The 18,545-nt window shown below is 32.5% G+C and carries 16 protein-coding genes; 9 read left to right on the forward strand and 7 right to left on the reverse strand.

Annotation, left to right across the window (positions count from 1 at the left end; translation table 11 throughout):
• Positions 1-12: 12 nt before the first annotated feature.
• Both FNB79_RS09125 and FNB79_RS09130 read right to left on the reverse strand, forming a co-directional pair.
• The gene (locus tag FNB79_RS09125) at positions 13-582 is read right to left on the reverse strand and encodes a DUF2892 domain-containing protein (protein WP_143381021.1); all 570 of its coding nucleotides are present in this window, start codon (positions 580-582) and stop codon (positions 13-15) included.
• A 6-nt stretch (positions 583-588) separates the two neighbouring features.
• A complete protein-coding gene (locus tag FNB79_RS09130; RefSeq protein ID WP_143381022.1) occupies positions 589-1,368 on the reverse strand; it encodes a DUF6263 family protein in 780 nt (259 codons plus the stop codon).
• Positions 1,369-1,639: 271 nt separating this feature from the next.
• On the opposite strand from FNB79_RS09130, the gene rpmH reads away from it, so the two are divergent.
• Both rpmH and carB read left to right on the forward strand, forming a co-directional pair.
• Entirely contained in the window at positions 1,640-1,801 is a 162-nt protein-coding gene (gene rpmH / locus FNB79_RS09135; protein ID WP_038527912.1) for a 50S ribosomal protein L34, read from the forward strand.
• 104 nt (positions 1,802-1,905) lie between these two features.
• A complete protein-coding gene (carB, locus tag FNB79_RS09140) occupies positions 1,906-4,758 on the forward strand; it encodes a carbamoyl-phosphate synthase large subunit (RefSeq protein ID WP_143381023.1) in 2,853 nt (950 codons plus the stop codon).
• A 70-nt stretch (positions 4,759-4,828) separates the two neighbouring features.
• Here the strand turns inward: carB and FNB79_RS09145 are convergent, their stop codons facing one another.
• The 3 genes from FNB79_RS09145 to pepT form a co-directional block, all read right to left on the reverse strand.
• Positions 4,829-5,473: a hypothetical protein gene (locus FNB79_RS09145; RefSeq protein ID WP_143381024.1), complete on the reverse strand. Its 645-nt coding sequence runs from the start codon at positions 5,471-5,473 to the stop codon at positions 4,829-4,831.
• Positions 5,474-5,530: 57 nt separating this feature from the next.
• Entirely contained in the window at positions 5,531-6,124 is a 594-nt protein-coding gene (locus FNB79_RS09150) for a YdeI/OmpD-associated family protein (protein ID WP_143381025.1), read from the reverse strand.
• A gap of 211 nt (positions 6,125-6,335) precedes the next feature.
• Positions 6,336-7,571, reverse strand: coding sequence for a peptidase T (pepT, locus tag FNB79_RS09155; protein WP_143381026.1), 1,236 nt, complete (start codon positions 7,569-7,571; stop codon positions 6,336-6,338).
• Positions 7,572-7,672: 101 nt separating this feature from the next.
• Between pepT and FNB79_RS09160 the strand changes: the two genes are divergently transcribed.
• The 7 genes from FNB79_RS09160 to FNB79_RS09190 all read left to right on the forward strand — a co-directional run bounded on the left by FNB79_RS09160 (position 7,673) and on the right by FNB79_RS09190 (position 17,123).
• Complete coding sequence (locus FNB79_RS09160; RefSeq protein ID WP_143381027.1) at positions 7,673-8,707, forward strand: quinone-dependent dihydroorotate dehydrogenase; 1,035 nt, start codon at positions 7,673-7,675, stop codon at positions 8,705-8,707.
• 3 nt (positions 8,708-8,710) lie between these two features.
• A complete protein-coding gene (locus FNB79_RS09165; protein ID WP_143381028.1) occupies positions 8,711-9,337 on the forward strand; it encodes a LysE family translocator in 627 nt (208 codons plus the stop codon).
• Between the two features lie 32 nt (positions 9,338-9,369).
• Positions 9,370-10,233, forward strand: coding sequence for a hydroxymethylglutaryl-CoA lyase (locus FNB79_RS09170; protein ID WP_143381029.1), 864 nt, complete (start codon positions 9,370-9,372; stop codon positions 10,231-10,233).
• Between the two features lie 86 nt (positions 10,234-10,319).
• Positions 10,320-13,076, forward strand: a complete 2,757-nt coding sequence (locus tag FNB79_RS09175) for a TonB-dependent receptor (protein WP_143381030.1) — start codon at positions 10,320-10,322, stop codon at positions 13,074-13,076.
• 344 nt (positions 13,077-13,420) lie between these two features.
• Positions 13,421-14,770, forward strand: coding sequence for an HTTM domain-containing protein (locus FNB79_RS09180; protein WP_246073253.1), 1,350 nt, complete (start codon positions 13,421-13,423; stop codon positions 14,768-14,770).
• A 95-nt stretch (positions 14,771-14,865) separates the two neighbouring features.
• The gene (guaB, locus tag FNB79_RS09185; RefSeq protein ID WP_143381032.1) at positions 14,866-16,338 is read left to right on the forward strand and encodes an IMP dehydrogenase; all 1,473 of its coding nucleotides are present in this window, start codon (positions 14,866-14,868) and stop codon (positions 16,336-16,338) included.
• A gap of 152 nt (positions 16,339-16,490) precedes the next feature.
• Positions 16,491-17,123 carry a sterol desaturase family protein gene (locus FNB79_RS09190; protein ID WP_143381033.1) on the forward strand — a complete coding sequence of 211 codons (633 nt, stop codon included), beginning with the start codon at positions 16,491-16,493 and terminating at the stop codon, positions 17,121-17,123.
• 3 nt (positions 17,124-17,126) lie between these two features.
• Here the strand turns inward: FNB79_RS09190 and FNB79_RS09195 are convergent, their stop codons facing one another.
• The gene (locus FNB79_RS09195; RefSeq protein WP_143381034.1) at positions 17,127-18,161 is read right to left on the reverse strand and encodes an AI-2E family transporter; all 1,035 of its coding nucleotides are present in this window, start codon (positions 18,159-18,161) and stop codon (positions 17,127-17,129) included.
• Positions 18,162-18,261: 100 nt separating this feature from the next.
• Positions 18,262-18,495, reverse strand: coding sequence for a hypothetical protein (locus FNB79_RS09200; RefSeq protein ID WP_143381035.1), 234 nt, complete (start codon positions 18,493-18,495; stop codon positions 18,262-18,264).
• Positions 18,496-18,545 lie beyond the last annotated feature (50 nt).

Genomic DNA, 18,545 nt, shown 5'->3' on the forward strand with positions numbered 1-18,545 from the left:
AAAATAGTTATATTATCGTCTTCCGCCTCTTGGTTGTCTGTGACCACCAAAATGTTGGTTAGGGGCTTGAGCACGTTTCATGTTTTCTTTCATCATTTTTATCTGATCGGTTAACATGCCTTGTTTGTCAAGTTTTTGAGCTTCTGTTAACAATTTACTAGCTTCTTGTTTTCTACGTTTAGATAAAGCAATACCTGCTAAACTTAGTTTAGCCATAGCTAAATCATGATCCATGTTTAAGCCTAAATCAACAGCTTTTTTTAAGTATTTTTCAGAGACATTCATGTTGGTTTGTGAAACCATAATACCGTGTAAATAGTTGTAATAACCTTGTTGTTTAGTGACTAAGGCAGACTCTGGATTTTTAATTTTGTTTAACCATTTTGTTGCGCCTTCAAAATCTTGTTTGCGCAACCTTAAAAAAGCAAGAAGAATAAATTCATTTTTAAAGTATAAGAAAATGAAAACAGAAGATAATAAGATAAACATAATCCCATTTCCTATGTTGCCTTCTATAAATTGATAAACTGCATAGGCTATTATTAAAGCAGCAATTACTAATTTTATGTTTTTGTTGTACATATACTTTTATTTAATTTTATAAGTTGTTATAGATGTTACTTCAGTAGGGTTCGTATGTGTTGTGTGGTTCAAATCAAAGGCATTGCTAGCCTCTGCATTTACAGTCATTTCATTTATAAAACCAGTATTTTTATCGGCGATAACGACAATAGTTTGTTTTCCTTTTAAAAGCAAATTGGTATACTCGTCTTCAATAATCATACTTAAATCCGATTTTGCGTCTAATTGTACAGTATCGGTTATATTCTTTAATTTCCAGGTATTTACTGCGTTTATTTCTCCTGTATACGCATTGGTCCAAGTATCTCCAATCTTAACTTTTTGTTTAGGATAAATATGGGTAAGTTGCTCAAAGCTTTTAGAGAGAGATTCGCTTCCAAACTCAGATTTCATGGATTCTATCATAAGCTGTTTTGTAAATTCATCTTGTACACCAGCTAAACTAACCATGTTGTTAATCATGTTTTCTGCACCAAACACTTGAATAATTTCACCTGTGTAAGTCATTTCTATTTGTAATTCAGAGCGTGTTAAACCGCTAAAAATTTTACCTTCGGTATCTCCTTCAAGAACAGGTTTGTTTGTATCTACATCTACTAATACACCAAGTCTATTCGAAGTAGTTTTAAGTTTAAAATGGTTGAAGTGAAAAGTTAGTCTGTAAGTACTGTCGGTTTTAGAAACAACCTTAAAAGTGTAATTTTCTTCAAGATTATTATGTATTTTATGCTCAATACCTTGATCGCACTGAACAATATCTTGAGTAGCTTGTTGTTTAACTGTCATACTATCTCCAATTTTTAGGCGATATTGCAATAAGGATTGGGCAGAAACAGCATATGTGCTTATTAAGGTAAGGATTAATATCTTAAGAAAAAAACGAATCATTTATACTATATTAATTGGGACTACAAAGAAACTAAAAATTTTACGAAAAAATATTTTTTAAATAAGGTTTGTGTAATAAAAAAGTCTTTGTATATTTGCGCGCAGTTTTGAAGAAACCATCAAGACTTCATTTAGATAGAATATTGAAGATTTTTAAAGATACAAGACAATGAGTAAAAGAACGTTTCAACCATCAAAGAGAAAGAGAAGAAACAAGCACGGTTTTAGAGAAAGAATGGCTTCTGCCAATGGTAGAAAAGTCCTTGCACGTAGACGTGCAAAAGGAAGAAAGAAACTGTCTGTATCTTCAGAGTCAAGACATAAAAAATAATGATATCAATGTGTTGATATAATAGAAAGGTGTTACTTAATGGTAACGCCTTTTTTTATATCTCATTTTTATAACTACTTTAGCAATATCTTATATTTAATACAATGCCAAAAAATCCAAAGCTTAAATCTATTCTTATCATAGGATCTGGACCAATTGTAATTGGACAAGCCTGTGAATTTGATTATTCAGGAACCCAAGCCTTAAGATCGCTTCGCGAAGATGGAATAGAAACCATACTAATTAATTCAAATCCAGCAACTATTATGACCGACCCTTCAATGGCCGATCATGTATATTTGTTGCCTTTAACCACAAAATCTATTGTTAAAATTCTTGAAGAGCATCCGCAAATTGATGCAGTTTTACCTACAATGGGAGGACAAACTGCGCTTAATTTGTGTATTGAAGCTGATGAAAAAGGAATTTGGACAGATTTTGGTGTAGATATTATAGGTGTTAATATCGATGCCATTAATATTACAGAAGATAGAGAGCAATTTAGAGAGTTAATGCTTAAAATTGGTGTGCCAATGGCGCCCCAAGCTACAGCTACTTCGTACTTAAAAGGAAAAGAAATTGCACAAGAATTTGGTTTCCCATTAATTATTAGAGCCTCTTATACTTTAGGTGGAGCAGGAGCTTCCTTTGTATATAAAGAAGAAGATTTCGACGAATTATTAACTCGCGGATTAGAGATTTCTCCAATTCATGAGGTAATGATTGATAAAGCTTTAATAGGCTGGAAAGAATACGAGTTAGAGTTGCTTAGAGATGCAAATGATAATGTTGTTATTATTTGTTCTATTGAAAATATGGATCCTATAGGAATTCATACAGGAGATTCTATTACTGTAGCACCAGCAATGACACTTAGCGATAAAACATTCCAAAAAATGCGCGATATGGCCATCCATATGATGCGTAATATTGGAGATTTCGCCGGAGGATGTAACGTACAGTTTGCAGTGTCTCCAGATGAAAAAGAAGATATCATTGCTATAGAGATTAACCCTCGTGTGTCACGTTCATCTGCATTAGCATCAAAAGCCACAGGATATCCAATTGCAAAAATAGCAGCTAAATTAGCTATAGGATATCATTTAGATGAATTACAAAACCAAATTACAAAATCTACTTCTGCTTTATTCGAGCCTACTTTAGATTATGTTATTGTAAAAATACCACGTTGGAACTTTGATAAGTTTGAAGGGTCTGATAGAACATTAGGACTTCAAATGAAATCTGTTGGAGAAGTGATGGGGATTGGACGTTCGTTTCAAGAAGCACTTCACAAAGCAACGCAATCTTTAGAAATTAAACGTAATGGTTTAGGCGCAGATGGTAAAGAAAATAAAAACTACGAGCAAATTATAGAGAAATTAACGCATGCGTCTTGGGATCGTGTGTTTATTATCTACGATGCTATAGAAATGGGAATTCCGTTAAGCAGAATTCACGAAATCACAAAAATAGATATGTGGTTCCTGAAGCAATATGAAGAGTTGCATATGCTTAAAAACGAAATTTCTACTTTTAATATAAATACTATACAAAAAGACTTATTGCTAGAAGCTAAACAAAAAGGTTATGGTGATCGCCAAATCGCACATATGCTTAAATGTTTAGAAAGTGAAGTGTATGCTAAACGTGAAGAACTTGGTGTAAATCGTGTATATAAGTTAGTAGATACGTGTGCTGCCGAATTCCAAGCTAAAACACCATATTACTACTCTACCTTTGAAAGTGATATGGAAACAGCAGATGGTACGCGTTATGCAGATAACGAAAGTATAGTAACAGATAGAAAGAAAGTCATTGTTTTAGGTTCAGGGCCTAACCGTATTGGACAAGGTATAGAATTTGATTACTGTTGTGTTCATGGAGTGCTTGCAGCAGCAGAATGTGGTTACGAAACCATCATGATTAACTGTAATCCAGAAACGGTATCTACAGATTTTGATACAGCCGACAAATTATATTTCGAGCCTGTATTCTGGGAACATATATACGATATTATTAAACACGAAAAACCAGAAGGTGTAATCGTTCAGTTAGGAGGGCAAACCGCCTTAAAATTAGCTGAAAAATTAACCAAGTATGGTGTTAAAATATTAGGAACAAGCTTTGAAGCTTTAGATTTAGCAGAAGATCGCGGATTGTTTTCTAAACTTTTAAAAGAAAATAATATTCCTTATCCAGAATTTGATATCGCTACAACTGCCGATGAAGCTTCTGAAATTGCAGACCGTTTAGATTTTCCAATCTTAGTACGTCCATCGTATGTACTAGGAGGACAAGGAATGAAAATTGTAATTAATAAGGAAGAACTTGAAAAACACGTTGTAGAATTATTAAGTATCATGCCTGGTAACCAGTTACTATTAGATCACTATTTAGACGGGGCTATAGAAGCTGAAGCAGATGCAATTTGCGATGGCGAAAATGTGTACATTATCGGAATCATGGAGCATATCGAACCTTGTGGTATTCACTCGGGAGATAGCAACGCTTTACTACCACCTTTTACCTTAGGAGATTTGGTAATGGAACAGATAAAAGACCATACTAAAAAGATTGCTTTAGCTTTAAATACAGTAGGTTTAATAAACATACAATTTGCTATAAAAGACGATTTAGTATATATTATTGAAGCAAACCCAAGAGCATCGCGTACTGTGCCGTTTATAGCAAAAGCTTACGGAGAACCGTATGTAAACTATGCTACTAAAGTGATGTTAAGAGAGAAAAAGGTAACCGATTTTGACTTTAAACCAGAATTAAACGGATATGCCATTAAGCAACCCGTGTTCTCTTTCAATAAATTTCATAAAGTAAATAAGAAACTCGGACCAGAAATGAAAAGTACGGGAGAAAGTATCTTATTTATAGATAATTTAAGAGACGATGAGTTTTACAACATTTACTCGCGTCGTAGAATGTACTTAAATAAATAAGACATCTATATAAACTAAAAAGGCTTCCATATCAGGAAGCCTTTTTTTATGTTTTAATTTTAGTAATAAATTAAATGGCACCACCGCTTTTAAGTACAATATAGGTTAAAGGTATAGTTATAGCGAGCATAATTAGTACGGGTTTTACCCAATCACGTTTTTTGTATGTAGTAATGTGTTTTAAATGGGTTTTCCAGAAATATTCAGTTAATATAAACCCTCCAATAGTATTGGTTAGTAGTGCAAAATTAGAGTTTACACCTAGCATCGATATAGATACAACAATGACTAAATAGGTTAAAATAAAATACACAACTTGATTTTTGGCAGTCTGTAATCCAAGTCTCTTAAAATTTGAAATTAAAAGAATACTTCCAAAGAGTGGGGAAAATAAAATGGAGATAGCCAAAATAAAAGTCTTGGAATATAATTCAGGTAACGGTTGTAAAGAGTCCGAAGTGTTTGAAGCATTAGCAAAGTCTGATGGCTGCTGTTTAGCATCTATTTTAGGTTGTGATGGTGGTGTTACTAAGATTTTTGCCGTTAATGCTGTGTGTGTATTTAAAATAGCCTCTGTATGTATGCCTCTGTCTATTAAAATTTCTAAAGCGGTTAATCGGGCTTCATCTGTATAAACGTCTTCATTAAAACTAATGCTTTCAAGTTCAGCATCAGTCATTTTACTAAATCGGGTTACAAATATATTGTCTGTCATTTTAATTTAAATGTAATGGTATATTTTAACGGCAAATTTCTTGCCAAGCACTGCAAGTTAACAATTTTTATACTTGCCGTTTAAACCAATGCTTTGTTTTATCATAGGTGAAATCTTTTCTAGCCTTTTTTGTTTCGTCGCTTCGCGTTTTGCCGAAATAATATATTCAAAATATTCTCTTTGCTTATAAGGTGTTAACAATTTAAATTGGGCGTTTAACTCTGTATCTAAAGCTAAGGCTTGTTTTAAAAGTTCGGGAATAACTATAAGTGTTTTAGGTTGAGGTGGTGGTGCTTTTCCTGACTTTTGGAGGTCTATAGCTTCCAAAACATAGGTTAAAATAACTTGTTTGTCAATGTCATTAACAGATTTAAAACGCATTTGTCGTAATGCTTTAGTTGTGTCTGATGTTTGTGTTAGCACCTTTAGCTCGTCTTTTAAAAAGACACCATTAAAAAACCAAATGCAAAAATGATGTTTAAAAGCACCTAAGCCCAACACGTTCTTTCCGTTAAAAGTATATACAGGCGCATTCCATTTATAAGCTTCTTCTAAGGTTGTGCTTAGTATAATATTTCGCAAACAGGTTAAAGCTTCTGTATATGTCTCGTGTCGCTCAATATAGGCTGTAACTGTATCTAATGTTTTCATACCTAAAGATAACACTTTTTTTAGGTCTTAAAATCAGATGTTCTCGAGGCTTTTATTCTATTGTGTTTTAAATTAACAAATGTCTGATAACTATTATTTTTTATCAGACATTTGTTTTGGGCGTTACCCTAAAGGTCGCGCTTTTCGTTGTATCTTTTTTAGCCCTTTATTAAAGCTAAAAAAGGATGCCACTACAATCGCTAACGCAAAGTTATAGCTTAGCTGTAAGTTCTGCAATTTTACAAATAACTTCGGTAGCTTTAATCATGCTTTCTACAGGGACGTACTCATAACGGCCGTGAAAATTGTGGCCACCAGCAAATATATTTGGGCAAGGTAATCCCATATAACTTAACTGAGAGCCGTCTGTGCCACCTCGAATGGCTTTAATGTTTGGAGTAATGCCAACTTGTTTCATGGCTTCTTCAGCAAGATCTACAATATGCATTACAGGCTCAACCTTTTCTTTCATATTATAATATTGGTCTTTTATTTCAATTGAAATAACTTTACGGCCATATTGTATATTTAAATCCTGAGTAAGTTTTAACATCATGTCTTTACGTGCCTCAAAATGTTCCTTATCGTGATCGCGGATAATATATTTTAAAACAGTTTGATCTACTTCTCCATTAATATCTGTTAAATGGAAAAAACCTTGATAGCCTTCAGTATGTTCAGGAGTTTCTAAGCGAGGTAACGAGTTAATAAACTCCGTAGCGATATACATAGAATTTACCATTTTACCCTTGGCGTAACCTGGATGTACAATTTTCCCTTCTACAGTAACTACAGCTCCTGCAGCATTAAAATTCTCGTATTCTAATTCTCCAATTTCACTACCATCCATAGTGTATGCCCACTCGGCTCCGAATTTTTCAACATCAAATTTATGAGCACCACGACCAATTTCTTCATCAGGAGTAAACCCAACACGAATTTTTCCGTGTTTAATTTCAGGGTGCTGTACTAAATACTCCATCGCGGTAACGATTTCTGTAATTCCAGCTTTGTCGTCTGCTCCTAAAAGCGTTGTTCCATCTGTTGTAATTAACGTCTGACCTTTATATAATAACAGGTCTTCAAAATAATCTGGAGATAAAATAATGTTTTGTTCTTGGTTAAGAACAATATCTTTTCCGTCGTAATTTTCAACAAATTGTGGTTTTACATTGGCACCAGTAAAATCTGGAGAGGTATCAAAATGAGAAATAAAACCTATGGTTGGTACATCGTGATCTACATTACTAGGTAAAGTAGCCATAATATATGCGTTTTCGTCTATACTAACATCTTCTAATCCAATGGCTTTTAGTTCTTCGGCTAGTGCATTTGCTAAGTCCCATTGTTTTGCTGTACTGGGTGTGGTATTGCTTTCTGGATCCGATTCTGTATCTACTGTAACATAACTTACAAATCGGTCTATCAGGTGTTGTTTATTTATCATAAGGGCTAAGATTTTAAACAAAAATACTATTATTAATTATTTATGCTTTTTGAATTGTAGGATTTTTTATTTAAAAGTATTTTTGCATAAATAAGTCCAAAATGTATAAACTTTTAATTCGTCCTTTATTTTTTAGTTCAGATCCAGAACAGGTACACCACTTCACTTTTTCTATGGTGCGATTTCTTTTTAAAATCCCTTTCATTCCAAGTGTATTTAGAGCGTTATTTGTAGTTGAAGACCAGAAATTAGAGCGCGAAGTATTCGGATTAAAATTTAAAAATCCTGTTGGTTTAGCTGCAGGTTTCGATAAAAATGCGGTGTTGTATAACGAATTGGCAAACTTTGGTTTTGGTTTTATAGAAATAGGAACTGTAACTCCTATTGCTCAAGAAGGAAACCCGAAAAAACGAATTTTCAGACTTATAGAAGATCAAGGGTTAATTAACCGTATGGGGTTCAATAATGAGGGTGTTGAAACTGCAATTACACAACTTAAAAAAAATAAAGGGAAAATTCTTATTGGTGGAAATATTGGGAAAAACACCCAAACCACTCCCGAAAATTATACAGCAGATTACCTAACGTGTTTTAACGCGCTACATCCATATGTAGATTATTTTGTGCTAAATGTAAGCTGTCCTAATGTTGGGAGTCATGCCAAATTAAATGATAAAGATTATCTTCTAGAGTTAATAAGTACAGTTAAAACTGCAAATAAATCTTATGCTAAAGAAAAGCCTATCTTACTAAAAATTGCGCCAGACTTAAATCATGTGCAGCTCGATGAAATTATAGAATTGGTTAACGAAACCCAATTAGATGGAGTTATAGCTTCTAATACGTCGGTAGATAGAAGCGGATTAAAAGCCAGTACTTCGCAACTTGAGGCCATTGGAAATGGCGGCTTAAGTGGGCAGCCGGTAAAAGATAAAAGCACAAAGGTTATTAAATATTTAAGCGAGAAAAGTAATAAAGCTTTTCCAATTATAGGAGTGGGAGGAATCCATTCTGCAAAAGATGCTTTAGAAAAATTAGATGCAGGAGCTACCTTGGTACAGATTTATACAGGATTTATTTATGAGGGACCATCGCTTATAAAAAAGATTAACAAAGCGATTTTAAAACGCAGTTAAGTTTTGGATGTCGATGTTTTAATTTCTTTTATAATAGCAACGGTAACTTTAGCTGTAGCTCCTGGTCCAGATATTATTTATGTATTAATGCAAAGTATTACAAATGGAAAATCGTTTGGAATAGCAACAGCCTTGGGCTTAGTTTCAGGATGTTTGGTACATACCACTTTAGTGGCATTTGGGGTGTCGGCAATTATAAAAGCATCTAATGAACTTTTTCTTATTATTAAACTTTTGGGTGCTTTTTACTTATTGTTTCTGGCGTATAAGGTTTTTAAAAGTGATGCCAATACTATTTTAAGTGAAGAAAGTATACCGCAGAAATCGTGGTTGCAATTGTTTAAACAAGGATTTATTATGAATGTTTTAAATCCAAAAGTCTCTATATTTTTTCTAGCTTTTTTTCCTGGATTCTTATTCAGTAATACTCTTTCTACCGTGAATCAATTTTATATTCTTGGGTTTATCTTTATGGCGGTATCGTTTCTAGTGTTTTCTATCTTGGCTGTTTTATCCGGAACAGTGTCATCATATCTCACACAACATAAAAGAGTTGGTCCTTTTCTAAAATGGATGCAAATAATTGTGTTTATTGGGATTGCGATTTTCATCTTATTTTCAGAAAAATAATGGTATTTTTAAAGTCTAAATGCTCATAATCTATGTCTAAACAGGTAAAGGTAATAGAATGTCCACGCGATGCTATGCAAGGAATAAAAAACTTTATTCCTACAGAGCGTAAAGTGCAATACATACAATCTTTATTACGGGTAGGGTACGATACTATAGATTTTGGAAGTTTTGTCTCGCCCAAAGCCATTCCGCAAATGGCAGATACAGCCGAGGTTATAGCGCGTTTAGATTTATCTAAAACGACCAGTAAATTACTAGCCATTATAGCCAATACGCGTGGTGCAGAAGAGGCTTTAAAGCATAACGAAATAGATTATTTAGGATTTCCATTTTCAATTTCAGAGAATTTCCAAATGCGAAATACGCATAAAACCATAGCAGAATCTGTGGTAACACTTCAGGAAATTCTTAATATCGCAGATAAACATAATAAAGAAGTTGTAGTATACATTTCTATGGGATTTGGAAATCCGTATGGAGACCCATGGAGTGTAGATATAGTTGCACAATGGACTGAGCAATTAAGTAGTATGGGGGTTAAAATATTGTCATTAAGTGATACAGTTGGGGCATCGGAGCCGGAGACAATTAACTATTTGTTCTCTAATTTAATTCCGAAGTATCCAAATATCGAATTTGGAGCACATTTGCATACTACACCAAATTCTTGGTTTGAAAAGGTTGATGCTGCTTATAAGGCAGGTTGTAGTAGGTTTGATGGTGCTATACAAGGTTTTGGAGGTTGCCCTATGGCTAAAGATGAGCTTGTAGGAAATATGCCAACAGAAAAATTACTATCTTATTTTACAACAAATAAAGTAAACGAATTAAATGCATTAAGTTTTGAAAGTGCTTATAATGAGGCTTCTAAGATTTTTAAAGTCTACCATTAACATTTTACAAGTTTTTTGTAAATTCAAATTAAACTTTTTTAAGTGATTTAGGTCTAAAAGATAAACACACTTATACAAAGGCCGCATTGAAAAAGATACTCTTATTACTACTATTGTCCTTTACGGGAACATTATTTGCACAGAAATTTACTTTAGAAGGCATTGTTCAAGATAAAAATTCAATTGTTTTAGAAGGTGCTACTGTATATCTTCAAAGTATAAAAGACAGTATCCCTATGTCTTATGGAATAACTAATAAAAACGGAGAGTTTTCTATTCCGGTTAATGCAGAAGACGATTCTAAAGTTATATTTAATGTTGCATATTTAGGGTATAAACCTTTTATAAAAGATATTAATGTTCCTGAAGGAAAAGCTTTAAATATTGGAGCTATAACTATAGAGGAACAGGTCGAAGAATTAAATGTAGTATCTATAATTGCGAAAGCTCCACCTATACTAATTAAAAAAGATACTATTGAATATAATGCAGATAGTTTTAAAACCTTGCCCAATGATAAAGCTGAAGATCTCTTAAAAAAATTACCCGGAATTGAAATTGATATCGATGGAAATATTACCATGAATGGCATTGAAGTTGAGGCTGTTAATGTAGATGGGATGGCTTTTTTTGGAGAAAAAAGTGGAGATATAGCTTTAAAGAATTTACCGAGTAATGTAATTAGTAAAGTTCAAGTTACCGATTATAAAACCAATACTCAAAAGTTTACTGGCGAAGAGTCGGATTCTGGAACTAAGGAAATTAATCTTACAATTAAAAAAGGAAAAAACAGAGCTACATTTGGAGATGTTAAAGCTGGATATGGAACCGATGAAAAGTACCAAGTAAATGCTAATATTTTTAAATTAATAGAAGGGAAACAATTAGGATTAATTGGAGGAACTAACAATATAAACATGACAAGAGGATTTAATTCCTTACCCGATACAGATACAAGTAATGGTTATATAGAATCAGATTTTATTGGAGCCAATTTTACTAAGGGTAAATGGAATGAAACTCGTGTTAATGGAAATTATAGATACAGTGCTCAAAGTACAGATAACGAACAAATAAGTCATACCGAAAACTTTTTACCAGATTTTAACTATACTACGGATTCTGAAAGTAAGGGGTATAGCGATTCTGATAATCATAGAGCAGGTGGAGATTTAAAATTTATTATTCCTTCTAAAAATAAAGGGTCGAATAATAAAGTTCAAATTTCAAATGAGATTGATGTTAATGTAAGCAGTTCGGAATCAGGATCTGTTTCAGATATCAATTCAGAATATACAAATGGCGATCTAGTAAGTGATTATAATTCAAAAAATCATACACTTTCAGATGGCTATAGTGTTAATAATGAGTTTAGTGTTACTACAGTAACGGGTAATAGAGATTATTTAACAATGTCTGTAAATACAGATTTTAGTAAAGAAAATATTGAAACCGAAAGTTATTCTGAAAATTATATTGTAAGACTTAATAGTACAGATATTCAAGATCAAATAAATAATAGAGATAATAATAGTAGTAATATTTCATTTGGTGCATTATGGAATAAAGAATTATTTACAAATTTTAGAATTATTCCAGAATATAATGCCCGCATCACTTCACAAAAAAATGAGAACTACATCTTTGATTTTAATGAGAATACTAATAATTATGATGATTTTAATGAGATTCAAAGTTCAGATAGCAAATATACCACAACAACTTTAATACCTGCTCTAAGATTACGCTATGAGTATAAAGATTTTCGTTTCGAATTAAAAGCAGGTTATACCAATACATTTAGAAATTATACAGATAAATTAGTTGAGGCTAGAGATTTTAAAACAAATTTTGAGTATGTAACCTATTCAGGGAGAATACGCTATCGTGATAAGAATGGTTATAAAAACATAAATTTAAATTATAATCAGAATGTAAACTTGCCTTCGGTAAATCAATTACAACCTGTTATAGATGAGAGCAATATAACCCATGTAGTTATTGGAAACCCATTTTTAGAGCCAGAAGTAAGCCATAATATAAATTTTCAATACCAAAATAATATAGCCTTTAATAATATTAATGTTACAGGAAGTCTTAGAGCAGAATTTATTGAAGATAAAATTATTAGTTCAACAATTACTGATGAAGATCTAATTAGATATACTACATACGACAATATTAATGGTAATTATTCGTATTCAGGAAATGCAGCTGTAACAAAGTCTTTTTACAACCAAAAGACAAATATTAATATTAATGGACGTGTAAATGGATCATTCAATAAAGCTTTATCAATACAAAATGGAATTGAATTTACAGGTGAAACAACCAATATTAGACCTTCACTGTCGTTTAAATATTTATATAATGATAAATTAGATTTAAGTGCTTCATACAGTTATTCTTTTACAAGTGTAGTTTATGATACCGATGCATTTAACGATAACAGATATTTTGTTCAAAATGTAGATCTTGAAGCCTCTATATTTTTCTTAAAAAATATATTCTTAACAAATAAAGTGTCTTATCGATATAACAGTCGTGTTGGTGATGAATTTGATGGAGATGCTGTGTTCTGGAATGCTGGTTTAGGTATTGAATTATGGGAAAATAAAGCAACAGTAACATTAGTAGGTTACGATATGTTAGGTAAAAATAATGGATATAGACGTACGGTAACAGAAACTAGTATTCAAGATAGTGAAACAAATATTTTAGAGCAATATTACATGCTAAATTTTACTTATAAATTTGGGAATTTTGCTGGTCAAAGAATGAATATTGGAGGTGATAAAGGAAATAGACGTGGCAGTAACCTTGGCGGTGGTGCAAGGAGATAATAGTAATTGAATGTAACATCAATTTAAAGTGTTAGTAAAAAGCCTATTAAAAAGAATAGTATTTTTTTAAGTTTAATTTAAATAACAGTGTTTAGCTTTAACGTTTTTCTACTAGGGTCGCGGGAAGAAAACAGTTTGTATAACGATAATTTTTTTTACACTTTAATGTTAAGTAAATAATAGAATTAATCCCCGTTTTACTTAGTTATACTAAAAAATATTAAGAAATTTGTAAATGTGTTTTTAGAGGAGAGTTTAAGTTAATTAATTTTATTAATATTCTATCTCTGTAAAAATAATATTAAGTTACTATTCTCAACTTTATGCTGAATTTAAATACTTACATGCGTAAAACCACTAACCCTGCTCCGTTAGTGGTGTTTAGGGTGTGTTTTGGATTGTTAATGTGTGCAAGTTTAATAAGTTTTTGGAAAAAAGGTTGGGTAGAATCTTTGTATTTAGAACCTAAATTTCATTTTACATTTTATGCTTTCGAATGGGTTAAACCTTTTGGTATGTATACATATGCTTTGTTTGCTATCTGTGCTTTAGCATCTGTATTCGTGGCCTTCGGATTTAAATATAGAATTGCCATAGTTACGTTTTTCTTAAGCTATACTTACATTCAGTTTATGGACAAGACTGTCTACCAATCGTCTTCGTATTTTATAATGTTAGTCAGTTTTTTAATGATTTTTTTACCTGCAAATGCGGCTTTTTCTATAGATTCATTACGGTCCAGGCGGTCGTATCGTACCATTCCAAAATGGTGTATAGACAGTGTGCAATTAATGTTTGTTATTGTATTTTTTTATTCTGGTTTAGCAAAATTAAATTCGGATTGGTTAGGGCGTGCCATGCCGGTAGAGCTTTGGTTAGCTACAAACAAAAACATTCCGCTAATAGGTGATGCTATGCTACAGTCTACTTGGTTACCTTATGTTGTGTCTTGGTGTCTTATGCTTATAGATTTAACACTACCTGTTCTATTAATATACAGCCGTACCCGTATTCTTGGATTTGTACTTTTAATATCTAGTCAGCTACTATCGCAAATGTTATTTCCATGGGGTATATTTCCTTTAATTTTAATTTGTTGTTCCCCAATCTTTTTCTGTGCAGAATGGCATCAAAAAGCCCTTTTAATTTTACGTGCCATATTATCGCCCATACAAAATGTATTTAAGATGAATTCAGCATTAAAAAGGACTAAGGATTTCCAATATAAAACCCCTTTACCCATATTAGTATTGGGAGTGTTTTTTGTATTCCAATTGCTGTTTCCTTTGCGTTATATGTTGTACGACGGTGAGTTGTTTTGGACTGGTGAAGGTTATCTTTTTTCTTGGAGAACAGCACTAATAGAACGTTCGGGAACAATTACATTTCATGTGGTCGATTCTGATACAGGGGAGTCCTATAAAGTAAATAATACAGACTTCTTAACAGCAAGACAAGAAAAACATATGAGCTATCAACCCGATTTTATTTTAGAATATGCACATGAACTTGGTAGGTGTTTTATTACTAAAGGCCATAACAATATAGAAGTTTATGCAGAAAGTTATGTGTCGTTAAACGGTAGGCCGAGTGCTCCCTATGTAAATCCTAAAGTAGATTTGTTTAAAGAAAAAGAATCATTAAAGCATAAAACATGGATCTTACCATTTCAAGATAAAATAAAAGGATTTTAATTTTGGATTTTATTTTGAATTAAATTAGCAGCATTCCATACCATTTTTACTATTAAAAGCTGTATATTTGCACGCAATTATATCTTAATTGCAACATGACAGCACACGAAAACAAAATTCTAGGAGAAGGACTAACCTACGACGACGTTTTATTAGTTCCAGCATATTCAGAAATTTTACCTAGAGAGGTAAATATCCAAACAAAATTTACGCGTAATATTACAATTAACGTACCTATAATTTCTGCAGCTATGGATACTGTTACAGAAAGTGCTATGGCTATAGCAATGGCTAGAGAGGGTGGTATTGGAGTTTTGCATAAAAACATGACCATTACCAAGCAAGCTCAAGAAGTACGTAAGGTAAAGCGAGCAGAAAGTGGTATGATTATCGATCCGGTAACATTACCTTTAACTGCAAAAGTTATCGATGCTAAGAACTGCATGAAAGAACATAGTATTGGAGGTATTCCTATTGTAGATGAAGCAGGTAAATTAAAAGGGATTGTTACCAATAGAGATTTGCGTTTCGAACATAAAAATGATCGACCTATAGTGGAAATTATGACGTCTGAAAACCTTGTGACTGCTGCCGAAGGAACATCTCTAAAAGATGCTGAGGTTATTTTACAAGAAAAGAAAATTGAAAAACTTCCTGTTGTAGATGCTGAGTATAACCTTATTGGATTAATTACATTTAGAGATATTACAAAACTTACACAAAAACCTCATGCAAATAAAGATGTGTATGGTCGTTTACGAGTTGCAGCAGCAATTGGAGTAACTGGAGATGCTGTAGATCGTGCTGAAGCGTTGTATAATGCAGGCATAGATGCAATTATTATCGATACTGCTCACGGACATACCAAAGGTGTTGTTAATGTACTTAAAGAAGTTAAAAAGAAATTTCCAAATTTAGATGTTGTAGTTGGAAATATAGCAACAGGTGCAGCGGCTAAATATTTAGTTGAAGCAGGTGCAGATGCAGTTAAAGTTGGAATTGGTCCTGGATCTATATGCACAACACGTGTGGTTGCTGGTGTTGGGTTTCCTCAGTTTTCTGCAGTACTAGAAGTTGCAGCTGCAATTAAAGGATCTGGAGTGCCTGTAATAGCAGATGGTGGAATTCGTTATACAGGAGATATCCCTAAAGCAATTGCTGCTGGAGCAGATACTGTGATGTTGGGCTCCTTATTAGCCGGTACTAAAGAATCGCCTGGTGAAACGATTATTTTTGAAGGAAGAAAATTTAAGTCTTACCGAGGTATGGGATCTGTAGAAGCTATGAAAGAAGGTAGTAAAGACAGATATTTTCAAGATGTAGAAGACGATATAAAAAAATTAGTTCCAGAAGGTATTGTAGGCCGTGTAGATTACAAAGGCGAATTGTTTGAAAGTATACATCAGTTTGTTGGTGGGTTACGTGCTGGTATGGGATATTGCGGATCTAAAGATATTGAAACATTAAAAGAAACAGGACGCTTTGTAAAAATCACAGCGAGTGGTATTAATGAAAGTCACCCTCACGATGTAACCATAACAAAAGAGTCTCCTAATTATTCAAGATAATTTTTTATAGACTTATAACTACTATAAAACTCCAATTACAACGTCAAAACATTGTAATTGGAGTTTTTTTTGCGTTAATATTAGTTGCGATTGCATTAATCAATTTTTTAAAATTCCACATATTTTGTAATTTAATGCTTTAAGTTAAAATTATGGAATCAAAAGTTTCAACAAAATATGCACATGGTCAGGCGCAAATTTTTAAGAATCCATTTTTAGAACGCCTCACTAAAACCAATCCACTATCTAATGCTATAGTATACGGACTCACGATTACTTTATTACTCTATTATGCTATTGGAGTACAAAAACTAAACCTATTATATACCATTGCTTTATTTGCTTTTGGCATGGTGTTTTGGACATTTGCTGAATATATTTTACACCGGTATGTATTCCATTGGGTTACAGAAGCCGCATGGTCTAAACGGTTTCATTTTATTATGCATGGCTCGCATCATGAATATCCTCGAGATAAAGAACGCTTATTAATGCCTCCTGTACCTGGGCTAATTTTGGCAATTTTGCTATTTGGTATCTTTTATGTAGTGTTTTGGCTATTTAATATAACGCAATGGGTATACGGGTTTTTTCCTGGTTTTTTTAGTGGATATTTAATGTATTCTTTTGTGCATCGTGCAACACATGTTATGAGACCGCCTAAACGATTTAAAAAGTTATGGTTACATCATAGTTTACACCATTACAAATATCCAGATAAAGCGTTTGGCGTATCTAATAGATTTTGGGATCGTGTATTTGGTACTATGCCACCAAAACAATAGTAATTATCCTTTAGATAAAATTCCTGCTATAAGCTTGGTGCTTGGAAATTGTTCAAGAATAATCTTAACAAATACAGTAATAGGAATAGCCATAATTAAACCTGGAATTCCCCAAATAAAGCCCCATAACATTAACATAACTAAAACGGTAATGATATTAATAGAAAACGATTTACCCATAAATATGGGTTCTAAAATGGTACCAAATAATACCTGAACCCCGGTAATACTCATTATAAAAAAGACTAAAGTACTAGTAATTTCTATTTCAACAAACGCAAATATAGATAGTAATATAACCGTGGCAAAAGAACCAACCATTTGTATAAAGTTAATTATAAATGCAAATAAACCCCAGAAAATAGGAAAACTTACATCAAAAGCATAACAGGCTAATCCAGTAAAAATACCTGTCATTAAGCTTACAAAAACTTTTACTTTAATAAACTTTATCAAATCTTTTTCAATTTTCATAAAAGTTTTAATAGAGGTGTGTTTCTGTTTTAAGATGGTACGATTTAATAAATTGTGAACGTTTATAGATTCGGCTAACCACAACACTACAAAAAAAGCAGTCATTAACATCATGGTTATTGTCGATTGTAAAAAATTTACTGTTGGTCCAAAATTATTTACTAAGGTGTCTTTATCTAGCAATTGTTCAGAAATACTAATATTGTCCTTTAATAAATCTGTACCAAAAAAGGTTTCTAAACTAGAAATCAAGAGCTTGATTTTTTCTTCAGCTTTAAAAATAAAAGCATCGCTAGTCGATAAGATTTCTTTACTAGATAAATGAACTAAATGCCCTAAGAGTTTAAAAAATACAAGAATAATTAGTACAATTACAATAATACTAACCGCCTTAGGTAAATTACGCTTAGTTAGCCAACGCATTATAGGTAAAAATAGCAAGGCAATAAACATTGAAAAAATAAGAGGTACAAAAATAAATGATAATATTTTTAGCAAATAAAATATTAAAGGAATAACTATAATAAGTAGGAGAAAATTAGTTGTTCGTCTATCGTTTAACATGGTATATTAGCACTTAAAAATTGCGATTTGCAAATGTAGTTTAAAACCTTAAAGTTTAGGGGTGAAAATATCATAATTTTAATGATAAATTTTTGTAAAATTACTCGTAAACTTGTCCGCGATGTGGTTTTAATGCATCGCGTAAAGGTTTCATTTCCGATTCTTTAACAACTAAATAGGCAATAGCATGCAGCTCGGAAAGAGCAGACACCCCTGTTATAGGAATATCTAGTTGTTCCCTATTAATATATTCTTTTAAATGCACTTCGTGATGTCTAGCCGTTTGTAAAGCATTTGGTCCTCTAAAATCCCAAATTAGTTTTAGATCTCTCATGTGTTAAAGTTTTAACAAAAATAGAAATTCCTCAATCAGGTTTGTATGGG

Source organism: Formosa sediminum (assembly GCF_007197735.1).
GTDB classification, from domain to species: Bacteria; Bacteroidota; Bacteroidia; order Flavobacteriales; family Flavobacteriaceae; genus Formosa; species Formosa sediminum.